The organism is Halodesulfovibrio spirochaetisodalis (assembly GCF_001672295.1).
Taxonomy (GTDB): Bacteria; Desulfobacterota; Desulfovibrionia; order Desulfovibrionales; family Desulfovibrionaceae; genus Halodesulfovibrio; species Halodesulfovibrio spirochaetisodalis.
On record NZ_JXMS01000004.1, the window covers coordinates 67,431 to 87,126 of the forward strand.

General features: G+C 46.5%; 17 protein-coding genes and 1 other RNA gene. 12 read left to right on the forward strand and 6 right to left on the reverse strand.

Translation table 11 applies throughout. The annotated features are described in order from the left end of the window. Nucleotides 1-6: 6 nt before the first annotated feature. The 5 genes from SP90_RS03425 (at nucleotide 7) to SP90_RS03445 (ending at nucleotide 4,003) form a co-directional block, all read left to right on the forward strand. Nucleotides 7-189: a hypothetical protein gene (locus tag SP90_RS03425; protein ID WP_066852607.1), complete on the forward strand. Its 183-nt coding sequence runs from the start codon at nucleotides 7-9 to the stop codon at nucleotides 187-189. A gap of 363 nt (nucleotides 190-552) precedes the next feature. Beyond that, nucleotides 553-1,557 (forward strand): Nif3-like dinuclear metal center hexameric protein, encoded by a 1,005-nt coding sequence (locus SP90_RS03430; RefSeq protein WP_066852609.1) that lies wholly within the window; start codon nucleotides 553-555, stop codon nucleotides 1,555-1,557. Between the two features lie 54 nt (nucleotides 1,558-1,611). Then, entirely contained in the window at nucleotides 1,612-2,364 is a 753-nt protein-coding gene (locus tag SP90_RS03435) for a zinc ribbon domain-containing protein (RefSeq protein WP_066852611.1), read from the forward strand. A 10-nt stretch (nucleotides 2,365-2,374) separates the two neighbouring features. Continuing rightward, nucleotides 2,375-2,740, forward strand: an RNA gene (gene rnpB, locus SP90_RS03440) — RNase P RNA component class A. An 81-nt stretch (nucleotides 2,741-2,821) separates the two neighbouring features. Continuing rightward, nucleotides 2,822-4,003, forward strand: coding sequence for a bifunctional 2-C-methyl-D-erythritol 4-phosphate cytidylyltransferase/2-C-methyl-D-erythritol 2,4-cyclodiphosphate synthase (locus tag SP90_RS03445; RefSeq protein WP_066852613.1), 1,182 nt, complete (start codon nucleotides 2,822-2,824; stop codon nucleotides 4,001-4,003). Nucleotides 4,004-4,363: 360 nt separating this feature from the next. On the opposite strand, the gene SP90_RS03450 is transcribed toward SP90_RS03445, so the two are convergent. Together SP90_RS03450 and SP90_RS03455 are read right to left on the reverse strand one after the other, a co-directional pair. Continuing rightward, on the reverse strand, nucleotides 4,364-5,404 hold the full coding sequence (locus SP90_RS03450) for a CgeB family protein (protein ID WP_066852617.1): 1,041 nt from the start codon (nucleotides 5,402-5,404) through the stop codon (nucleotides 4,364-4,366). Next, nucleotides 5,394-6,608 carry a glycosyltransferase family 9 protein gene (locus tag SP90_RS03455; RefSeq protein ID WP_197498753.1) on the reverse strand — a complete coding sequence of 405 codons (1,215 nt, stop codon included), beginning with the start codon at nucleotides 6,606-6,608 and terminating at the stop codon, nucleotides 5,394-5,396. The genes SP90_RS03450 and SP90_RS03455 overlap by 11 nt, the downstream gene beginning before the upstream one ends. A gap of 199 nt (nucleotides 6,609-6,807) precedes the next feature. Between SP90_RS03455 and SP90_RS03460 the strand changes: the two genes are divergently transcribed. The 7 genes from SP90_RS03460 (at nucleotide 6,808) to SP90_RS03490 (ending at nucleotide 13,947) form a co-directional block, all read left to right on the forward strand. After that, the gene (locus SP90_RS03460; protein WP_066852850.1) at nucleotides 6,808-7,497 is read left to right on the forward strand and encodes a precorrin-2 dehydrogenase/sirohydrochlorin ferrochelatase family protein; all 690 of its coding nucleotides are present in this window, start codon (nucleotides 6,808-6,810) and stop codon (nucleotides 7,495-7,497) included. Further along, nucleotides 7,484-8,302: a cytochrome C assembly family protein gene (locus tag SP90_RS03465; RefSeq protein WP_066852621.1), complete on the forward strand. Its 819-nt coding sequence runs from the start codon at nucleotides 7,484-7,486 to the stop codon at nucleotides 8,300-8,302. Before SP90_RS03460 ends, SP90_RS03465 begins: the two co-directional genes overlap by 14 nt. A 5-nt stretch (nucleotides 8,303-8,307) precedes the next feature. Then, a complete protein-coding gene (gene hemA, locus SP90_RS03470) occupies nucleotides 8,308-9,615 on the forward strand; it encodes a glutamyl-tRNA reductase (RefSeq protein ID WP_066852623.1) in 1,308 nt (435 codons plus the stop codon). Between the two features lie 44 nt (nucleotides 9,616-9,659). Further along, nucleotides 9,660-9,995 carry a hypothetical protein gene (locus SP90_RS03475; protein WP_066852625.1) on the forward strand — a complete coding sequence of 112 codons (336 nt, stop codon included), beginning with the start codon at nucleotides 9,660-9,662 and terminating at the stop codon, nucleotides 9,993-9,995. A 24-nt stretch (nucleotides 9,996-10,019) separates the two neighbouring features. Next, a complete protein-coding gene (gene tilS, locus SP90_RS03480) occupies nucleotides 10,020-11,039 on the forward strand; it encodes a tRNA lysidine(34) synthetase TilS (protein ID WP_066852627.1) in 1,020 nt (339 codons plus the stop codon). Nucleotides 11,040-11,122: 83 nt separating this feature from the next. Further along, a complete protein-coding gene (locus tag SP90_RS03485) occupies nucleotides 11,123-11,797 on the forward strand; it encodes an adenylate kinase (protein ID WP_066852629.1) in 675 nt (224 codons plus the stop codon). 158 nt (nucleotides 11,798-11,955) lie between these two features. Then, on the forward strand, nucleotides 11,956-13,947 hold the full coding sequence (locus SP90_RS03490; protein ID WP_066852631.1) for a mechanosensitive ion channel family protein: 1,992 nt from the start codon (nucleotides 11,956-11,958) through the stop codon (nucleotides 13,945-13,947). Between the two features lie 113 nt (nucleotides 13,948-14,060). On the opposite strand, the gene SP90_RS03495 is transcribed toward SP90_RS03490, so the two are convergent. The 4 genes from SP90_RS03495 to glyS form a co-directional block, all read right to left on the reverse strand. Continuing rightward, nucleotides 14,061-15,509, reverse strand: a complete 1,449-nt coding sequence (locus SP90_RS03495; RefSeq protein ID WP_066852634.1) for a TrkH family potassium uptake protein — start codon at nucleotides 15,507-15,509, stop codon at nucleotides 14,061-14,063. Nucleotides 15,510-15,516: 7 nt separating this feature from the next. Next, nucleotides 15,517-16,914 carry a Trk system potassium transporter TrkA gene (gene trkA, locus SP90_RS03500; protein WP_066852636.1) on the reverse strand — a complete coding sequence of 466 codons (1,398 nt, stop codon included), beginning with the start codon at nucleotides 16,912-16,914 and terminating at the stop codon, nucleotides 15,517-15,519. Nucleotides 16,915-17,187: 273 nt separating this feature from the next. Continuing rightward, nucleotides 17,188-17,454 (reverse strand): 30S ribosomal protein S20, encoded by a 267-nt coding sequence (gene rpsT / locus SP90_RS03505; protein ID WP_066852638.1) that lies wholly within the window; start codon nucleotides 17,452-17,454, stop codon nucleotides 17,188-17,190. 141 nt (nucleotides 17,455-17,595) lie between these two features. Then, nucleotides 17,596-19,686, reverse strand: a complete 2,091-nt coding sequence (gene glyS / locus SP90_RS03510) for a glycine--tRNA ligase subunit beta (protein WP_066852640.1) — start codon at nucleotides 19,684-19,686, stop codon at nucleotides 17,596-17,598. Between the last annotated feature and the right edge of the window lie 10 nt (nucleotides 19,687-19,696).

The window sequence follows — 19,696 nt, forward strand, 5'->3', positions numbered from 1 at the left end:
GAGGACATGGTTCAACCTGCAACATCAAACAGCCCGAAAAACTGGAATGATCTTTGGGAACCCCAAAACAAGGAACGCTGGGAAAAGAAAGCCTCAGCGCGAATCAACTGTACAGGCAACGAAACTGTTGACTGTGCTGCAACCAAACCAATGGATTGGGACATGTGGCAGCCGAGTAAAAAACGATAACACAATTTTCTGATCCTCCTGCGATTGCTCACAGGAGGATCTTTTTCAACTTGCCTCATATTTTCCTTCTTCCTCCCTCACAGCCATCAATTCTCCCTCTCTGAACGTACGGTTTACATACTTTTCTTGACCATACTCGCATGTTATGGCATAGCTCACATCCGCTTTGCGACACGCAATAATTTGCAATAATCAAACAAAGGCATGCGTTGCCGGTTTACGGGAAAAGTACAAAGCAGCCAGCCATATGGCACTACCCTGTTATTTTACCCTATTACTGGATTTATTCTCCGTTTTCGTTGATACTGACGCTGTTTTACAGGCGAAACAATATATTCGCCCAAACTTGTTGAGAGAACGTTCATGAAAACAGCTGACCTTATCAAAAAAATTGAAGATACTGCCTTTCTGTGCGGAGCGGCTTCTTGGGATAACTGTGGCATACAGATTCCTAATGAAAGCAAAGAAGTACGCAAGCTCGCTGTTGCACTAGACCCTACTGCAGATACCATTCAGACGGCAATCGTACAGGGAGCGGACTTTGTTCTTACGCACCATCCTTTGCTGATGAAACCCCGGTACCTGAACAAACTTGATGCGCATTTTTCTATTGTATCATCACTTATTAAAAATAATGTGTGTCTTTACAGTGCGCATACTTCACTTGATGCAAACCCAGAAGGCCCTGCAGGCTGGCTGGCACGTGCTCTTGACCTGCAGTCATGCAAACTTCTCAGCACAACCTGCAGTTTTGAGCCTGAGGCCATAGCGTTTTCTTCTGCTCAAGGTGTCGTTACTGACGCTGTACGGAATAAATGGGAAAAACTTCCGTATATTCACAGCGTGCGCAACGTTGAACAAATGATCAACGTAACATATAATAAAGAACATCGAAGCACGGTTCTGGCACAGCTTGCTGCTGATCTGGATACCTTGCCGATTTTTATACCTTCTACACCGGATACCGGATCTCAAAGCCTTGGCTTTGGTACAATAGGCACTTTGCCAAAACCTGTATCTTTTGGCATATTCGCCGAGCAGCTTGCCTCAGTGGTAAATCGTGATTATTGGGTAAAAAGCGGGCCTACACCTGACACAGTATCAAAAGTTGCGTACTGTACAGGATCCGGAAGCGACTTTGCTCCAAAAGCTTTTGCTCTGGGAGCAGATGTTTTTATTACAGGCGATGTTAAATATCACTCTGCTCTGGATACTACCGGATGCATTCTTGATGTTGGACACTTCAGCCTTGAAGAAGAAATGATGCGCCAGTTTGCTTTGCAGTTAAAAGCAAAACTGAATGACATTGAGATATTTTTCCTGCCAGCGCAGGACCCGATGCGATTGGTCGGCCCTTTCGCAGAATAGAAATTTCATAGTTTCGGTGAATCCGAATCCTACGGTTTTCAGGAGGAAAAAACCTTGAGCCTGTACTTAAAGCAAATTGAACAGCTCGTTGCACTGCAGCTTGTTGATGATGAAATCCTTGGTATCACCAGTGAACTTGATGAAGCTCCAAAAGAAGTTGAAGCTCTTCAGGAACGCTTTGATGCGCTTGAAAGCCAGCGCAACCGCTTCCTTGAGAAGATTGATCACCTCAAGGCACAGGAAAAACGCATCAACTCCGAGATCGAAAACGACTCTCTTAAAGTTAAGAAAAGCAAGTCCAAACTCATGCTCGTTGGTAACACCAAAGAGTATCACGCAATGATGCGTGAAATGGACAACCTTGAAAAACTTAACCGTCTTCGTGAAGAAGAAAAGAATGCTCTTGCAGAAGAACTCAGCCGTCAAGAAATGGCTGTTTCTGACATGGATGAACGCTACAGCATTCTTAAAGAAGATCTGGAAGAAAAGAAAACCAGCCTCAAGCAGCGTGTTGACGAAGCAAACAAGGTTCTCGAAAAGCTGGACAAAAAACGTAACGAAGCAGGCAAGGAAGTACCGACTCCTATTCTCAGCCGTTACGAGTTTATCCGCTCCCGTCTTGAAAACCCTGTTATTGTTGCTGTTAAAGAACAGGTCTGCAACGGTTGTCATATTGCTATTCCGCCGCAGAGCTACATTGAGCTTCAGAAAGGACACCAGATTCTCAGCTGTCCTAACTGCCAGCGTCTGATCTACTGGTCAGAACACTTCATGAGCGAAGCAGACAGAGCTGAAGCCGAAGCATAGAACATATTTTGGAGTTGGACAGGTTATCGCCGCGCACATTAGTGCGGGGAGGAAAGTCCGGGCTCTAAAGGGCAGAGCGCTGGGTAACACCCAGGGGGAGTGATCTCCGGAGAGTGCCACAGAAAGCAAACCGCCTAAGCAGCTTGCTGCCGGTAAGGTTGAAACGGTGAGGTAAGAGCTCACCAGGTACCATGGTGACATGGTAGGCTAGGTAAACCCCGTTCAGAGCAAGACCAAATAGGAAAACAGTTACGACCGGCCCGGTCGTTGTTTTCGGGTAGGTTGCTTGAGGTTATGAGTAATCATAACCCTAGACGAATGATAACCGCCCTCGCAAGAGGGAGACAAAACCCGGCTTATAGTCCTGACTCCATATTTTTGAAAAAAGGGTGCACTGCACCCTTTTTTCATATGCTATACTTTTTCCCATCATCGCACTTTATGTAAGGAACTCCCTATGCATTGCTGGTCCATCATTCTTGCCGCCGGTTCCGGCACCCGCCTTTCCGCTGCTACCAACGGTATCAAAAAGCAATTTTTAACATGGAAAGGCGCCCCGCTCTTCTGGCACTCCGCCATCACCTTCTCCCACACAAGTCGCATGCGTGGACTTGTTTTTGTCTTCCCTGAAGAAGAGCTGGAAGAAGCTACAGACATGCTCACAAAGCTCGATTTCGGGCGCAGATTAGGCCTCCCGTGGAAAGTTGTAGCAGGCGGAGCACGCAGGCAGGACTCAGTATACAATGGGTTACAAGAGCTACCATCCTCATGCACTCACGTGCTTGTACATGATGCAGCACGCCCGTTTTTCTCTGCTTCTCTGAGCAATGCGATTCTCGATGTGCTTACAAGCGGATCAAACGCGGTAATTCCAACATTACCGGTAACAGACACCATAAAAGTTGTATCTGAGAATACTGTAGATCACACGTTAGACCGCTCCACCCTGCAAGCATGCCAGACCCCGCAAGGGTTCGATAAAAACATGCTTCTTGATGTCCACACCAAGTGCAATGAAGAAGGGTGGGAGGTTACAGATGATGCCTCAATCGCAGAGCAAGCTGGTTTCAGCGTAACAACTGTTTCGGGAGAAACATCAAATATCAAAATCACAAATCCGGAAGATCTGGCTATGATCGAACAAAAACAAGCTACTATGCCTGTCCCTGTGACCGGCTGGGGGTATGACGTCCACCGGTACGGCGAAGGTCGCCCAATGAAGCTCGGAGGCATTCCGATTCAAGGCGGGCCGGAGGTTGTTGCACACTCTGATGGTGATGTGCTTCTTCATGCATTATGCGATGCCCTCCTTGGCTGCATGGGTGAAGGAGATATCGGCGAACATTTCCCAGACTCTTCAGAGCAGTTTAATAATATTTCAAGCGGCGTACTTCTCAATGAAGTCTACGACAAGTTTCTGCAAAAAGGATACACCCTTACAAACGTAGATCTCACCATCATCGCACAAGTTCCACGTCTTGTACCTTGGAAGCCGCAAATCAAAAAAAATATCTGCCGCATGCTCAAGCTCAATGATGAGCAGGTTAATGTAAAAGCCACAACAGAAGAAAAACTCGGCTTTACCGGTGAAAAAAAGGGCATCAAAGCCGTTGCTGCCGTCATGGCGTTGCGCGGCTAACCGCAGCACTCTTTAACGCCTCTGGCGGCCAAAGAACCTTTTTGAAAAAAGGTTCTTTGGACTCTCCAAAAGCTTTTACTCGCGAGATCAGGCCGTCGTTATATGAGCCTCGCGACTTATGCAATATTACCTTTCCAATAAATAAGGCTGTCCCTCGCATGAAGGACAGCCTTATTTATTAAAAATCGATGACAAATCAGCCTAGTACTACATCACCGTATTGCAGCTTAAGTCGTCGTCCAATTTTCTTTCGTTACAGAACATTAAATTCCAAACCCACAAACAATGTTGGGCAGAGCACTTGCCCTCGGCGAGCCGTCAGGAAGCCATTGAAGGCATCCCGCCGAAAGGCGTGAGGCTCTACGACTTCGACGGGCTAGGCTTTTCATCTGAAAAAACAGCGGCAAGCAGTGTTTTCATCCGCTGTTCATAGGTGTGTTTTGCCAGCACTAATGTTTGAGCATTACGGGCGTATTCCATACGTGTATTGCGGTCGTCCACAAATTCATCAATCATCTCTGACAACTCTTCTGCAGACTCAAACATCACCAGCTCTTCATACGAGAACATTCCGTCCATCAAAGTTCGCTTATCTACAAGCTGAAACCCACCACAGGACGCAATCGCAAACGTTTCCATATTAACAGCATCACCAGCTGCAATGTTTGCAGAATGCAAGTTAACTATAATAGCCGCATCTCTGTATAGTGCCTTGCGTTCAGAGCGTGTGAGAGAAGACTGTTTCCCCTGATAATACGGGCGATACTGATCATATGCCCCCCAGCCTTCGCCCCATAGCACCATGCCTCTTCCAATATGCGACGAAAGAGCGTTGGCTAACTCGTCACTGGCATCTCCCAGCACTACAATCATATCTTCTGCTGCCGTGTGGGTACTTACAGGAGTACAACACGCACTCTTTGCAGCAAAAGGAAGGTATACTGCGGTATGCCCGAGCAACGCCAATTCACTGATAAACGGCTCGTGCTCAATGGTCGCTACCACATCATATCCCTCAACAAGTTTTCGCCAGAAAGGAAACAATGAACATTCTTCAATCATCCAGCAAACAGTCTTGACCTTCTGTGACTGTAACTGTTCCCGCACATCAGCGGACAATGGCGACTGAGGGAACGCCAGTACCACATCCACCTGCTGTGCTTGCGCCACAGCTGCAACGGCTTGCGCCATTAGCTCGACTGCCTGAGCACCTAACAATTCCTGCTGCTCAAGTTGTATAGGCAAGTGCTGCAAAGCTGAACACATAGGAAGCCACGCCGCAGTATCAAACAATACAACGTCGTGTCCCATTTTTTCCAATGCCTCAGCACAGCCAGTCAAAACACAGGAAGAAGGCTTATCCATTGGAGGAACAAGTAAGAGTTTCCTTTTAGTATGCATCATCTTCCTCCACTGGCGCTGTGCAATGCTGTAACAGCCAGTCCTGCTCGGCGTAAAAATTATTGATTCCCTGCGGCACCGTTTTACTTATTCCGGTAATACCAACAAATTCTGACGCCATTCCCCGTAAAGCAAGTCGCTCCGATGCATGCCCCTCTGTGCCGAACACAGGCATATACGTCACACCAACTTCATCAAGCATAGACACATATCCTGTTACTCCCTCGGGATATTTCTCATCAATTTTACCTGATAAAAAGCGCTGCAACTGCTCATTGCCAAAAACATGCATGCACGCAAATTCTTCACTGCAATTCTCAACGGGAATGCACGGAGCGCACACAGTATCTGCCTGCCATACCCTATGCCCAAGCCCGTATGGACCATTTGCCATACACCATGCAGAAGAATGGAAAAACGCATTCACCGGCGTTCCCACATGAGCTGCCACGTGCATCAAATCAGACTCAGGTGTTACAAGCATATCCAACGTACTGATAATAGCAGCGTCATCTTCAAATGAAGTATCAAAACAGCGAGTAACAGTCTTTGCTGCTATCTTTTCTTTCAACAGCGGCAGCAACTCTGCCACAAGCGCTTCATCTTCCACTTCCCCGAACAGCACAACATCTGTTTCCCTGCTTGCTGTACACACTGCGTTAATGCAACCAGCAAGTACGTTAACAGGCAGTGCTCTGCCGTTCCGGTCACGAAGAACAACACCAACGCCGCCACCCTTGCGCATTGCAATGGGGTTAACCATATGTGATGGAATCGGAGAATCAGCTAAATGCGCCCATACATCCATTACATTCAAAAACCGCTGCCGCCCCTGAACACGTGACAAGCAGGTACACCACTGACTACAGAACTCACGTCCCATATGCTTCCAGTAGCCATGAAGAACCTCCCGTGGGAAAAGTGCAGACAATTCCATATTCTTCACAGAGCCATGAAGATTATAAACAGCACTGAACGAAATTGCCTCTGCTTCCAGAGAGTCAACGACCATTGCACCATTTCCATGCCTTTCTGCAACGACATGCAAGGTGGCTTCAGGATACAAAAAAGCGGCAACCTGACTTTGTTCCGGCTGCACAACTAGATGTACTTCTGCCTCGCCTCTCAGCAAGGACAGCATCAACCGTTTTGTCAAAAGCAGTTCTGTAACGTCACCCAGTTGAATCACACAATATTTCTTCATAATAAAATCATGTTTGTAAAAATAAATGGGACACCACATTGTGTCAGGAACATTGTCCGCGCGGCTCTACTGGCAGGGCCCACATCTCAGTTTCCAAAGTATCGCCTTGAACAGTGAGAGCAAGCGTACTGAAATTGCACGCTCATACTTACGCAAGGCAGTATTTTACAAGATGCTGGACACAATATATAAGACAGGTATGCGCTATTATCCTCTTCTATTAGATCTTCACGATTCACACTGTCTGATTGTGGGAATCGGTAAAGTCGGTCAGCGAAAACTTGCCACACTCCTTAAAGCAAATCCGGCACATGTCACTGTTCTGGATACATTTGCACTGGAGGATGTGGAAGATTCCGAGCTGCTGCAGTTGCTTAACAACCCACTTGTTACCTACGCCTGCCGCGATTTTGAAGCAAGCGATGTTACAGGAAAAACTCTCGTTTTTGCTTCAACCGGTAACAGGGCTGTTAACAAAGCGATTTCCAGCGCATGCGCAGAACAATCTATCCTGTGCAATGTTATTGACGACCCTTCTGCGGGAACATTTACCGTTCCGGCTCACATTGAAAAAGGGGATTTGCTGATAACACTTTCAACGGGCGGCGCAAGCCCTGCCCTTTCCCGCAAGATCAAAAAAGAGCTGGAACAACAGGTTGGCAATAAATATGCCCCTGTTGTCACGCTGATGGGCAGGATTCGTCCATTGATACTTGAACAGGCAAATGATACTGCACAGAACACAGCTGTGTTCCGCAGTCTTGTATCTTCTGCCATTGCAGAGGCCATTCAGCAAGGGGATCGGGCGACAGCTGAAGAGATTTTACGGTCTACCCTTCCGGAGACACTGCATTCTAACATAGGAGCGTTACTCCATGAGCTCATTTGAGCTATTTTCCATTCTCGTCGTTACGTTGTATTGTCTGGGTGCTCTTACCGTTTTCGCTGGTTCCATTAGCAAAAATGCAAAGCTGAAACAGTTATCCAACGCATTGACTATTACAGGTTTCGGCCTGCATACGGTTCTGCTCGGCTATGCTATGGCGTTGAACGGATGGGCACTGCCTTCCGGTTACTATATCTCCATGCTCTCATGGAGCTTATTGCTTATATACTTTTTCATGTGGTGGCGCTTCAAGCTGTCCTTTTTATCACTCACGGCATCACCACTGGCTCTGGTTCTGTTCATCGGGTCTTTCCATGCAAAAGGCGCTTCACAACTGCCTAAGGCATGGTCAGGTGCGTTTTTTGGATTGCACATCGGCACCCTCTTCTTAAGCTTCGGCCTGCTTGCAATGGCATTCGGTGCAGGAATTTTATTCACAAGACTCGACCGAAAAATAAAATCAAAAGAGCCGCTTAACGATTTTGAAAAAGAAATGCCGGCATTATCCACTTTTGACAAAGTAAACCAACTTGCTGTAGTTGCCGGTTTCCCTTTGTACACTGTCGGGTTGGTGACCGGATTTATCTGGGCACGTATCGAATGGGGAAGAATCCTCAGCGGTGACCCGAAAGAAATTGTGTCCATCGGCGTCTGGTTTGTCTACGCATGGCTGTTCCATCAACGACTCGTTATGGGATGGCGCGGACGAAAAGCAGCACATGCAGCTATCTGGATTTTCAGTATCTGCATGTTCTCACTGATCGGAATTAATATTTTCACAACAACCCATCACAGCTTTCTTCAGTAATCAATATGGATCGCGATATTTATCTTATAGGTCTTAACCATAAGACCGCCGGTGTTGAAGTCCGCGAAAAATTCGCTCTCACAGACTGCAAACATCTTGAAGAAGGCGTTGTGCCTGTTGATGGATGTATTAAAGAAGCGCTGACTCTTTCTACTTGTAACCGTGTTGAACTGCTCGTAGTCGCCGAAGGCGACAATGCAATCGAGCACGTTCTTGAATGCTGGGCAAAAGCACGCAACCTCCCTGTTGAGGAGCTTGCACCGTACGTATACAAGCACAAAGGGCTTGATGCCGTAACCCACCTCTTTACGGTTGCCGCAAGCCTTGATTCACTGGTTATTGGTGAACCACAAATTTTGGGGCAGCTTAAAGACGCCTACCACGACTCTGTAGACAAAAACACCACTGGTGTTGTGCTCAACAGACTGCTGCACAAAGCATTTTCTGTTGCCAAGCGTGTCCGTACTGAAACTGGTGTCGCCTCAAGCGCTGTTTCCATTTCCTACGCAGCGGTTGAACTTGCTAAACGCATTTTCGGTGACATGAGCGAGCACAGTGCTATGCTCATTGGTGCCGGTGAAATGGCAGAACTTGCAGCAACACACCTGCTGAACAACGGTATCAGCAAAGTCTATGTAGCAAACCGTACGTTCGCCCGCGGTCAAGCTTTGGCAGAACAATTCAACGGTGAAGCTATCCCGTTTGAGCAGCTTTTCGACCAGCTGGAAAAAGTGGATATTATCATATCCTCCACTGGTGCCCATGAAGCTGTTATTCGCGCTAAAGACATCAAACAGGTGCTTAAAAAGCGCAAGAACCGCTCCATGTTCTTTATCGATATTGCAGTGCCACGCGACATTGATCCGGACGTTAACGGTCTGGATAACGTTTACCTGTACGACATTGATGATCTTAAAGAAGTTGTTGAGGAAAACCTTGCACAACGTCAGGAAGAAGCAAACAAAGCTCGTCGAATTGTAGACTGTGAAACCGTCACTTTTAATAAGTGGCTTAAATCTCTTCAACTACAGCCGACAATTGTTGACCTTATTTCCAGAACCGATGCCATTATGGAAGAAGAGCTTGCAAAAACACTCAAGCATATCCCTGATGCAACGCCTGAAATGGAGATGCACCTGCGTGAAATGATCAACGCAATCTCTAAAAAGGTAAATCACGAGCCGATCTCTTTCCTCAAGCGCCGTCATGAAGAAGAGGAAGCTGGTGAACGGTACATTGATATTACCCGTCGCATGTTCAATCTTGATCGGGACAATGTGACGGAAAAAGCGCATCCGCATCGTAGACGATAACGCAGCCTTATTTCGTATCCAGCTCAGCAAAAAGGAAGACTCACATGCGACTGTACCTGCTCGAAGATCTCACAGGCGAAGATATTACTGCCATTTCAAAGCGTTTCAATGAACTGGAACTTGCAGGATCAATGGAAGGAATTTACTGGCTTCCATGCCCTCAAGACTTGCTCTCTGAGACCCAACAAGCGCACGCTGATGAATGCGGCCCGCACTGTATGGCTGTTGAAATTGATGGCTCTACCTTGCGCATGGAATTGCTCGTTCGTGCCCGCAACAAGTTACGTTGTGAATGTGTCTCCTATGCTTCCCCCGAGCTTCGTACGCATATGATTCAATATATTGATAATATGCTCGCTGAACTCAACATCTATGTCTAGCATGAGCTGTTTCGTACACAGATCATGAACACAAATCTCCCCACAAGTTTACAAGCACTCAATCCCAAGGCAGCACACACCTGCCTTGGGATTGAGAATTTTATCACAAGCAAGCTGCAAAAATCACTTTCTGGGACTGTTTTGCTTGTTGCTTTATCGGGGGGAGTTGACTCCAGCGCATTACTTATCATCCTGACATGCCTTGCAAAAAAGAGTGGCTTCACAGTAAAGGCAGCTCACTTCAACCATCAGATTCGTCATGAATCCGATGCAGAAGAAGCACATGCACAAAGCCTCTGCAACGCATTACACATTGAATTACTTACCGAAAAAGCAGATGTCTGCACCTATGCTTCTGAGAATAAACTTGGTCTCGAAGAAGCTGCACGCATACTGCGATATGAATTTCTCGAATCCAGTCGCGTTAGCATAGGCGCTGACTGGATTGTCACAGGCCATCACGCCAATGATCTTGCAGAAGACGTTGTTATGCGTCTTATCCGCGGAACCGGCTGGCCTGCCCTTGGGGGAATGGAAGCTATTTGTAATAATCGCAGGATATTACGACCACTGCTCATGACACCCAAAAGCACACTTATTTCCTTTGCTCGGTCTTCTTCGCTTATCTGGTGTGAGGATGCATCGAACACAGACAAAAACTTCTTACGCAACCGCGTACGAACTGAGGTTATCCCATTGTTATGCAAAGAGAATCCCGCTTTTCTCGAAGCAATAACATCTCTATGGGAACTTGCACAGATTGATAGTGATCACTGGGCGGCTATAATAGATCAACACCTTGATAAAACTGACTTTGAGCAACCTGTCTTGCTTAAAGAAGATCTGAATTCCATGTCCCTCGCCACACGCCTTCGAATGTACAAGGCAGTACTTGGCAGCATGGGGAAGGGACAGCCGCTTCAACATAACCTGCTTGCTCTTGATGCAGCGTGGAAAGCCAATGTCGGCGGCAAGGTCGTACAGTTTCCCGGCAACAAGATTGCCACTATCCGTAAGGGCTCGATTTATTTTAGTTACCGATGATTATTTATTTTATCTCTCTGCGATTGACAGACGTAACAGCCTGCTGTATTTCATTTGTGAAATAAATGACAAGGAGGAATGAGGTGAACATTCTCATTTTCGGACCAAATGGCAGTGGTAAAGGTACTCAGGGCGCTCTCATTAAGAAAAAGTACGATGGCATGGCTCACATTGAGTCCGGTGCTATCTTCCGCGCACACATTGGCGGCGGCACTGAGCTTGGCAAGAAAGCTAAAGAATACATCGACCGCGGTGACCTCGTACCTGACGAAATCACCATTCCTATGGTTCTCGAAACCTTAAAAGTAGAAGGCGCAAAAGGCTGGCTGCTTGACGGTTTCCCACGCAACATGGTTCAGGCTGAGAAACTGTACGAAGCTCTCAAAGCTGAAAACATCAAGCTTGACTATGTTGTAGAAATCCTTCTTCCTCGTGAAGTTGCTAAAAACCGCATCATGGGTCGTCGTCTTTGTGAAAACGACAACAACCACCCTAACAACATCTTCATCGAGCCAATCAAGCCAAACGGTGAAGAATGTCGTGTCTGTGGCGGCGCACTTTCTGCTCGTGCGGATGACCAGGACGAAGATGCAATCAACAAGCGTCATGACATTTACTACAACACCAGCGATGGTACCCTCGCTGCTGCTTACTTCTACAAAGATCTCGCTGCTAAAGGTGAGACCAAATACATTGAGCTTGATGGTGAAGGCACAATCGAATCCATCAAAGAAACTCTTATTTCTAAGCTCTCTTAGTTTTACAGTTCGCGATCAGAAAGACCTCCTGCACATGCAGGAGGTCTTTTTTTGTGCGAAGAATAACACATCAAATCTACCTTATACTGTGGCTTTACCAAGACATTTCGATATAGTTAACTGTCCATTCCCCATCGTTTATTGCTGGAAGGTGCAGTATGATCCGTCAATACTTTTCCGTAGTATTTGTCTCTTTTGCCATGGGCGTATTTCTGCTCGCGTCTCCGCTTGCATCTCCTTGTGCGGCCAGCAAAATAATGAATAACCCCCTAACTCCGCCCAACACATTCAGCCCACAAGCTACACTCACAAGCTACCTCACGCATATAACGGAAGCTTTCTCATTGTTGCAGGAGGCCTTTGTACTTGACCTGAACTCAGACAGAATTTTTACACATACCCCAAAGGTATTACGGCTTCGCGAGGAAGCAAACCTCCACTTTAGAAAAGCAATAGATTGTATTGATCTCTCTGAAGTTCCAGCAGTCTATAAAAAAGAAATTTCAAAAGAAGTAGTCATTCAGCTCAAGGAAGTGCTGGATAGAATTGACCTACCGAACCTTACTATGGTTCCAGTTGTGGACAGCTCAGGAAAAACACTGGAAAAATGCTGGCGTGTGCCCAAAACTCCCATAGAGATGACCTTAATTACCGAAGGAGATCGGAACGGCGAATACTTATTCAACGCGGAGACTGTAGCTAAGGTTCCAGAACTATATGAGATGGCAAAACGCCTTCCATATAAGAACCATGATACAGAATATTTTTTCCAATTTTATATTTCCACCCCCGGCAGCCTTCTTCCGCCTAAGTGGTTCCACTACATCCCCCGCTGGATGTCAGCAGAGATTTATTTTGGCGAAACTATATTTCAATGGACAATGCTGTCGCTCTCCTTCCTTTTCCTCATCATTGTGACTTCCCTTGTGTACAGATTCTGCAGCAAACGCATCAATCCGGAGCATCCTATCCGCTCTGACATGTACAAACTGGCTCTTCCTCTCATACTTTCGTTTCTCGCCTATACACTGATGCATTTTCTTGAAAACACTATCAACCTGTCAGGCGCAACGCTGTACTATACCACTGGATTGCTCGACGTTATAAAATGGCTGAGTGCAGCATGGGCAATTGTCGTTGGTGGTAGCCTTGCCGCAAATATTTTCATTGCAAACCCTAACGTTAACCCACAATCCATTGACGCAAGTCTGATACGAACTATCGCCTATCTTTTCAGCATCTTTTTAGCTATCTGCATTCTCTTCTATGGTGGATCCAACCTAGGATTACCACTTATTCCCATCGTCACAGGTTTAGGTGTGATTGGTCTGGCAGTATCACTTGCAGCCAAGCCAACCATTGAAAATATCATCGGTGGGCTGACCCTCTTTGCTGACCGGACAGTCCGCATCGGGGAGTACTGTGCTTTTGAAGACCAATGGGGGAAAGTCCTGCATATCGGCCTACGGTCAACACGCATACGCGCCGGAGACAGAACAGTCATTTCCATCCCGAATGCTATTTTCTCCCAGATGCAGCTGGTCAACATTTCTCATCGTGATATTTACAGATTCAGTGAGTACCTTCACCTCAGACAAGAAACTACCGGTACACAGTTGCGCTGGATAATTGCCCACATTCGAGAAATGCTTGTGGCTCATCCCAAAGTGCTCTCAAAATATCTGTACAGAGTAAAATTAGATTCCTATGGAAATTATTCCAAGGTCATCCGAGTATACACTTTTATCAGCGGAGACTTACGGTGGGAGGAATATCTGGAAGTGCGACAGGATCTGCTATTCCGCATTGCTGAAATCATCCATGAAGCAGGAAGCGATTTTGCGTACCCGTCACAGACAATATACCTTGCCAAAGATCGTGGTAAAATTACTCCAACAGAACAAGTCCTGATGGACATGGAACGACCTGAGCAAGAGTATCCGTACCCGAATACCAGTGATAACCGCTATGACGAACTGCTGGACAGGATGCATTATCCACCGACGAGCGAAGAAGATTTTGTAGGCTTGCCACTCAGAGACAAAAGCGAGTTGGATGATGACGAAAATGCCGAAGTAGCAGCAGGCGATGAAGATACTAAAAACGCTGATGAGGCAGAGAAAAAGGACTACAGAGTCCTCCGACGATAAAATCGCTAGTGCTTGTAATTATAGAAAAAAGCCAGAGAGAACCGTGTGTAACATCGGTTCTCTCTGGCTTTTCATGTCATTTTATTTTGCTGCGGAAGCACCCGCAGGTATTTTTATTTTTTCCAAAACTCAGGAACAAACAATATGAAAACTGTATAAATTTCCAATCTGCCAAGCAGCATGCACAGGGTCAAAACCCATTTGGCAAACGCCGGAAGGTGTGCAAAGTTCTCTGCAGGCCCTACAGATCCGAGTCCCGGGCCAATGTTGCCGATACATGCAACAACAGCGGCGAAGGATGTAAGAACATCAAGTCCTGTGGCAGAAAGTAAAAATCCAGAAAGAACAAACAGCGCAAGATAAATAACAAAAAAGCCAAGTACACCGGACATAACACTTTGCTGAACAGTACGGCCGCCAAGCTTAATATGCTTAACAGCTCTCGGGTGCACTAACCGGAACAACTCATGATAGCCCTGCTTGAGCAACAGTTGAATACGCATGCACTTCATGCCACCACCTGTTGAGCCTGCACACCCACCTAAAAACATGAGGAAAAGCAGCATTGCCTGTGCAAGAGGCGCCCATAATTCATAATCCGCTGTGGCAAAACCGGTTGTAGTACAGATGGAAACAACCTGAAACGCTGCATACTGTACTGAAGCCGAAAACGAATCGTAATTAGAACCATACACAGTAAATGTAATTACCGCTGTGAACACCAGAATAATCAGAGTGTAAAACCTAAACTCAGAATCTTTCCAGAAACACTTCATATCGCCTGCAAGCGCCCTGAAATGCAAAGAAAAGTTTGCACCGGCAATAAACATAAAAATGGTAATTACCCAGTCAATGTAGGCACTGTCATAATACCCTGCAGACGTATTCTTTGTGGAAAATCCACCCGTCGCCATTGTCCCGAAGGTGTGACAGATGGCATCAAACAGATCCATGCCGCCAAACATGAGCAAGATGCAAAGCAGGAATGAAAAGAGAACGTAGACCTTCCAGAGTGCTGCGGCTGTATCCTTGATACGCGGCTTCAACTTATCAGGGACAGGCCCGGGAACTTCCGCTTTATACAGCTGCATGCCACCGACTCCAAGGAACGGCAAGATAGCCAGTGAAAGCACGATGATGCCCATCCCGCCGAGCCAGTGTGTCAAACTGCGCCACATAAGCAGACTGCGCGGCACAGCTTCAATATCAGACAATACACTGGAACCAGTCGTAGTAAAACCGGATATGGACTCAAAAACACAATCTGTCCACGAAGGAAAAACTTCACCAAAGTAGAACGGTAATGCCCCCGCAAGTCCGGCAGCAAGCCAGCCCACAGCAACAATAGCCATCCCCTCTCTGTGATTCATCATCAACTTTTGCTTGGGACGAAACGTGAGAAACAGAGCCGCCCCGACCCACAAGGTCACCACCGTGGAACTAAGCAGCGGGAATAATCCTGCATCCTGATAATAGAGAGCCCAACCAATAGGAAAGAACATTGTCAGGCCAACAGCGCCTAACAATGCTCCAATGATGTAAAGGCAGTATTTAACACGCATACTGAACCTACACGGATTGCAGTGTTACCAGCAAAGCCTGTTCGACTCGGGCAACGTTTTCCGGAGTGGTAAGGATAATAATGCGGTCATCAGGGTGGATGACACTTTCACCGCTTGGAATAATAATCTCTGTTCCGCGGGTAATCCCCATAACCAGAGTTCCTTTAGGGAACGGAAGGTCTTTAATAGGCTTCCCGACAATTTCAGAATTATTTTCTGCAATAGCTTCAAGTGCTTCAGCACCTTCACCACTGATGGAAACAGAGGAAAGAACTTTACCCTGTCGCACGTATTGAAGAATTGAGTTAACAGCAGACAATCGAGGTGAAACAGAATGGTCAATACCGACCGCTTTAATCAGCGGCTGGTACGCCAGCTTGTTTACACGGGTAACGGTTTTCTTCACGCCTAGGTTCTTAGCAAGGAGTGATGTAAGAATATTAGTTTCTTCATCTGAGGTAAGAGAGACAACAACGTCCATCTCCGCAATATTCTCTTCCTGCAAAAATTCCTGATCCGTTCCGTCACCGCAAAGCACCAGAGGCGCATCAAGCTTTTCAGCCAAAACGCTGCATCTGGCAGGGTTGGAATCAACAATCTTGGTATGAATGCCTTTTTCCTCGAACAAGGAAGCAAGCCTGAAACCAATATTGCCACCACCGATGATGAACGCATTTTTAATAGGATCAAGGCTTCTGCCACAAGCCTTACGGACGGACTCGATACTGGTATCTTTGCAAACAAAGTACACAATATCGTCCTGTTTAAGCACATCACCACCGCCCGGAATAATCAGCACTTCATCGCGCACAATAGCAGCGATGATAACATCTGTATCCGGTACAACACTTCGGAAGTTCATAAGCGGCTGATCCAATAAAGGACCATGCTCAAGGCGAACGCCGATCAGCTTAACTTTGCCAGCAGCAAATTCATTGTAATCCACCGCTCCCGGCATAGACAGAAGGCGGTCGATACTTTTGATAACTTCAACTTCAGGGTTGATGATCGCAGAAATATTGAGAAGATTTTCTGATAACTCTTTACTATATCCGCTGTATTCTTCGTTGCGGATACGTGCGAGTTTTTTAGCACTAGGAGCAATAATATTGGCAAATAAACATGCAATAATATTAACTTCATCACTGTCTGTAACTGCCAGAAAAATATCGGCATTTTCAGCACCAGCATTTTTCAGCACTTCTGGACTGGAACCGGAACCAAGAATTGTCTGCACATCCAGAACCTCAGAGATTCTTCTGAGTGCATTTTCATCCTGATCGATAACAACAACCTGCTTATTTTCCTGAGCAAGACGATGCGAAATGTGATAACCCACTTCGCCAGCTCCGACGATAACAACTTTAAGCTGGTCAACCTTAGGTTCCCGATGGAATAAACGCATAAAGAGAGTCACTCCCAAGAACGTGAGATATAAAAAAAGTTAGGGGCATACGCCCCGACTATTGTGACCATGAAAATATGTCACTAAAACATCTCACAGATAATTGAATCCTAGACACTGCAGCAAGCTATGCACACCACATATTTCACTGCACTGTATTGAAAAATTTATCAGATTCAAGACACAACATCAACCATGCAGAATCACGGAAAAATGCAAAGAAAAAAGCCCGCTGAACAGCGGGCTTTTTTTTGAAAAGTCAAGCAGGACAGACTAGGCTTTAATGCCAGCAACAGCCTTGCTCAGACGGGAGATCTTGCGTCCAGCGGTTTTCCAGTGGATAACGCCTTTACCGGCTGCTTTATCCAGAATACCGTTAGCTACGCGGAGAGCTTCCTGAGCTTTCGCCAGATCTTCTTCGAGTACTGCTGCGCGAACGTCTTTAACAACGTTACGAACGCGAGTTTTCATTGCGCGGTTACGTGCAGCACGCTTAAGGGACTGACGATGTCTCTTGATGGCAGATTTATGGTTAGCCAAGGTAATTTCCTCCAAAACTATATGGTAGTAAGATTCAAAATAAAGACCTTACTGGAACACGGGAACTAGCTCATTACGCTCATCACAGCGCACTGTCAACTTATTTCCCATTTTTTATAAACAATCCAGTGAGGGAACAATCTACATCTGCAAAGCAGAAAAATCAGCAAGACGACCAAGCTGCTGTACAAGGGCGCTCAACAGATTCAAACGGTTTGCGCGCACCTTCTGGTCGTCACACATAACCATAACATTATCAAAGAATGCATCAACTGCAGGACGAAGTTCTGCAAGCAATCCAAATAATGCATCAAAGTCTTCTTCTGCCCAAAGCTGTGCAAACTTAGGAGCAACATCTTCGAGAGCTTGTGCAAATGCTTTTTCAGCATCATTTTCAAATAATGCTGCATCGTATGTACCGTTCAGCTCAATGCCTGCTTCACTACCCTGCTTGCGGATAATATTAGCAGCACGCTTGAAGGTAAGAACAGCCTGATCGAATCCTTCGCCTTTGCTGTATGCAGCAAGTGCTTTCAAACGAGCATCTGCAGCCCATACATCATCAGCATCAGCACCGAGCACTGCTTCAACCAACAGGGTTTCATATCCCTTGCTGGTAAAGTAGTTCTTAAGACGCTGCGCAAAGAACTCATTAAGCTTGGTAAGAGCTTCCTGCTCATCCAGCTTCCAGCTGATACCTTCGTAACGGCTTTGCGCAGTTGCAAAAAGCTCTGCTGCAGAAATACGAAGATGTTTTTCAATAATAATACGTGCAATACCAAGACAACAACGGCGCAGTGCGTACGGATCAGCAGCACCTGTCGGAATCATGCCGAGCCCGAAGCACCCCGCAAGGGTGTCAGCCTTGTCCGCCATGGAAACCAAAGCACCACCCATTGAGGACGGAACCGGAGAGTCTGGGCCTGCAGGCAGATATTGCTCTGCAATAGCCTGAGCAACAACATCGGTTTCACCTTTACGTGCTGCATAAATGCCGCCCATGATACCCTGAAGGCTGTCAAATTCACCAACCATTTCAGAAACAAGGTCAGCTTTACATATGCGACCTGCACGTTCAGCATCAGTTGCAATCTCAGGAGCAACCTTAGAAGCAAGGTCAGCACACAGACCGGAAATACGACGAGTTTTGTTGCCCATGCTACCAAGCGGTGCAAGGAAGATAACGTTGTCGAGTTTTTCAAGCCATGTGTCGATGTCAACTTTCAGGTCAGTATTCCAGAAGAAACGACCGTCTTCGAGGCGCGCACGCAATACACGCTCCCAGCCTACTTTTACCACTTCCATTTCATTCGGAGTAGTATTCAGTACAGTCAGGAAGTGCGGCAACAGGTTGCCTTCGGCATCTTCTACACCAAAGCTCTTCTGATGGCTCTGCATGCTGGTAAGTAATGCCTGACGCGGCAGTTCAAGGAAAGACGCATCAAAATCACCAAGACATGCGATTGGATGCTCAACAAGTCCCTGTACTTCATCAAGAAGACTGTCTTTCCAGATAATGCGTCCGCCTGCTTTCTCAGCAAGGGCATTGCCTTCTTCAATAATTGTAGCACGACGTTTTTCTGCAGAAAGAACAACTGCGCACTTTTCTTCAATAGTATGTGCATAGTCCGTTGCGTTCGCCACAACAAACGGTCCTGCTGCATGCACGCGATGACCGTATGTTTCGTTGCCGGAAGCAAGTTCAGCAACTTCAAACGGAACAACCGCGTCATCAAGCATCGCCAGCACCCAACGAAGCGGGCGGGCAAATGTAAATTCCTGATCACCCCATTTCATCTTCTTAGCAAAAGGAAGATGGGCAATCATTTCAGGGCAGAACGTCGCAAGCAGGTCAGCAGTTTTTGCACCACCCATTTTTTTACGAACTGCAAGGTACTCACCTTTATCAGTTTCAAGGCGGAAAGCATCAGCAAGGTCTACACCCTGAGTCTTTGCAAAGCCAGCAGCAGCTTTTGTCGGGTTACCGTCTGCATCATATGCGATGCGAACAGGAGGACCCGGAACGACTTCTTCACTTTCCTTCTGCAACCCGGCAATGTCATACACCATTACAGCTGCACGACGAGGGGTTACGTGTGATTCTACCTTGTCAAATTCCACATTGGATTCTTTAAGAAAGCTGGAAAGACGAGTAATTAATTCTTTTTCCAACCCCTTTTGAAAACGGGCGGGAAGCTCTTCTGTGCCGATTTCCAAAACAAATAAGGACATCTTAACTTCC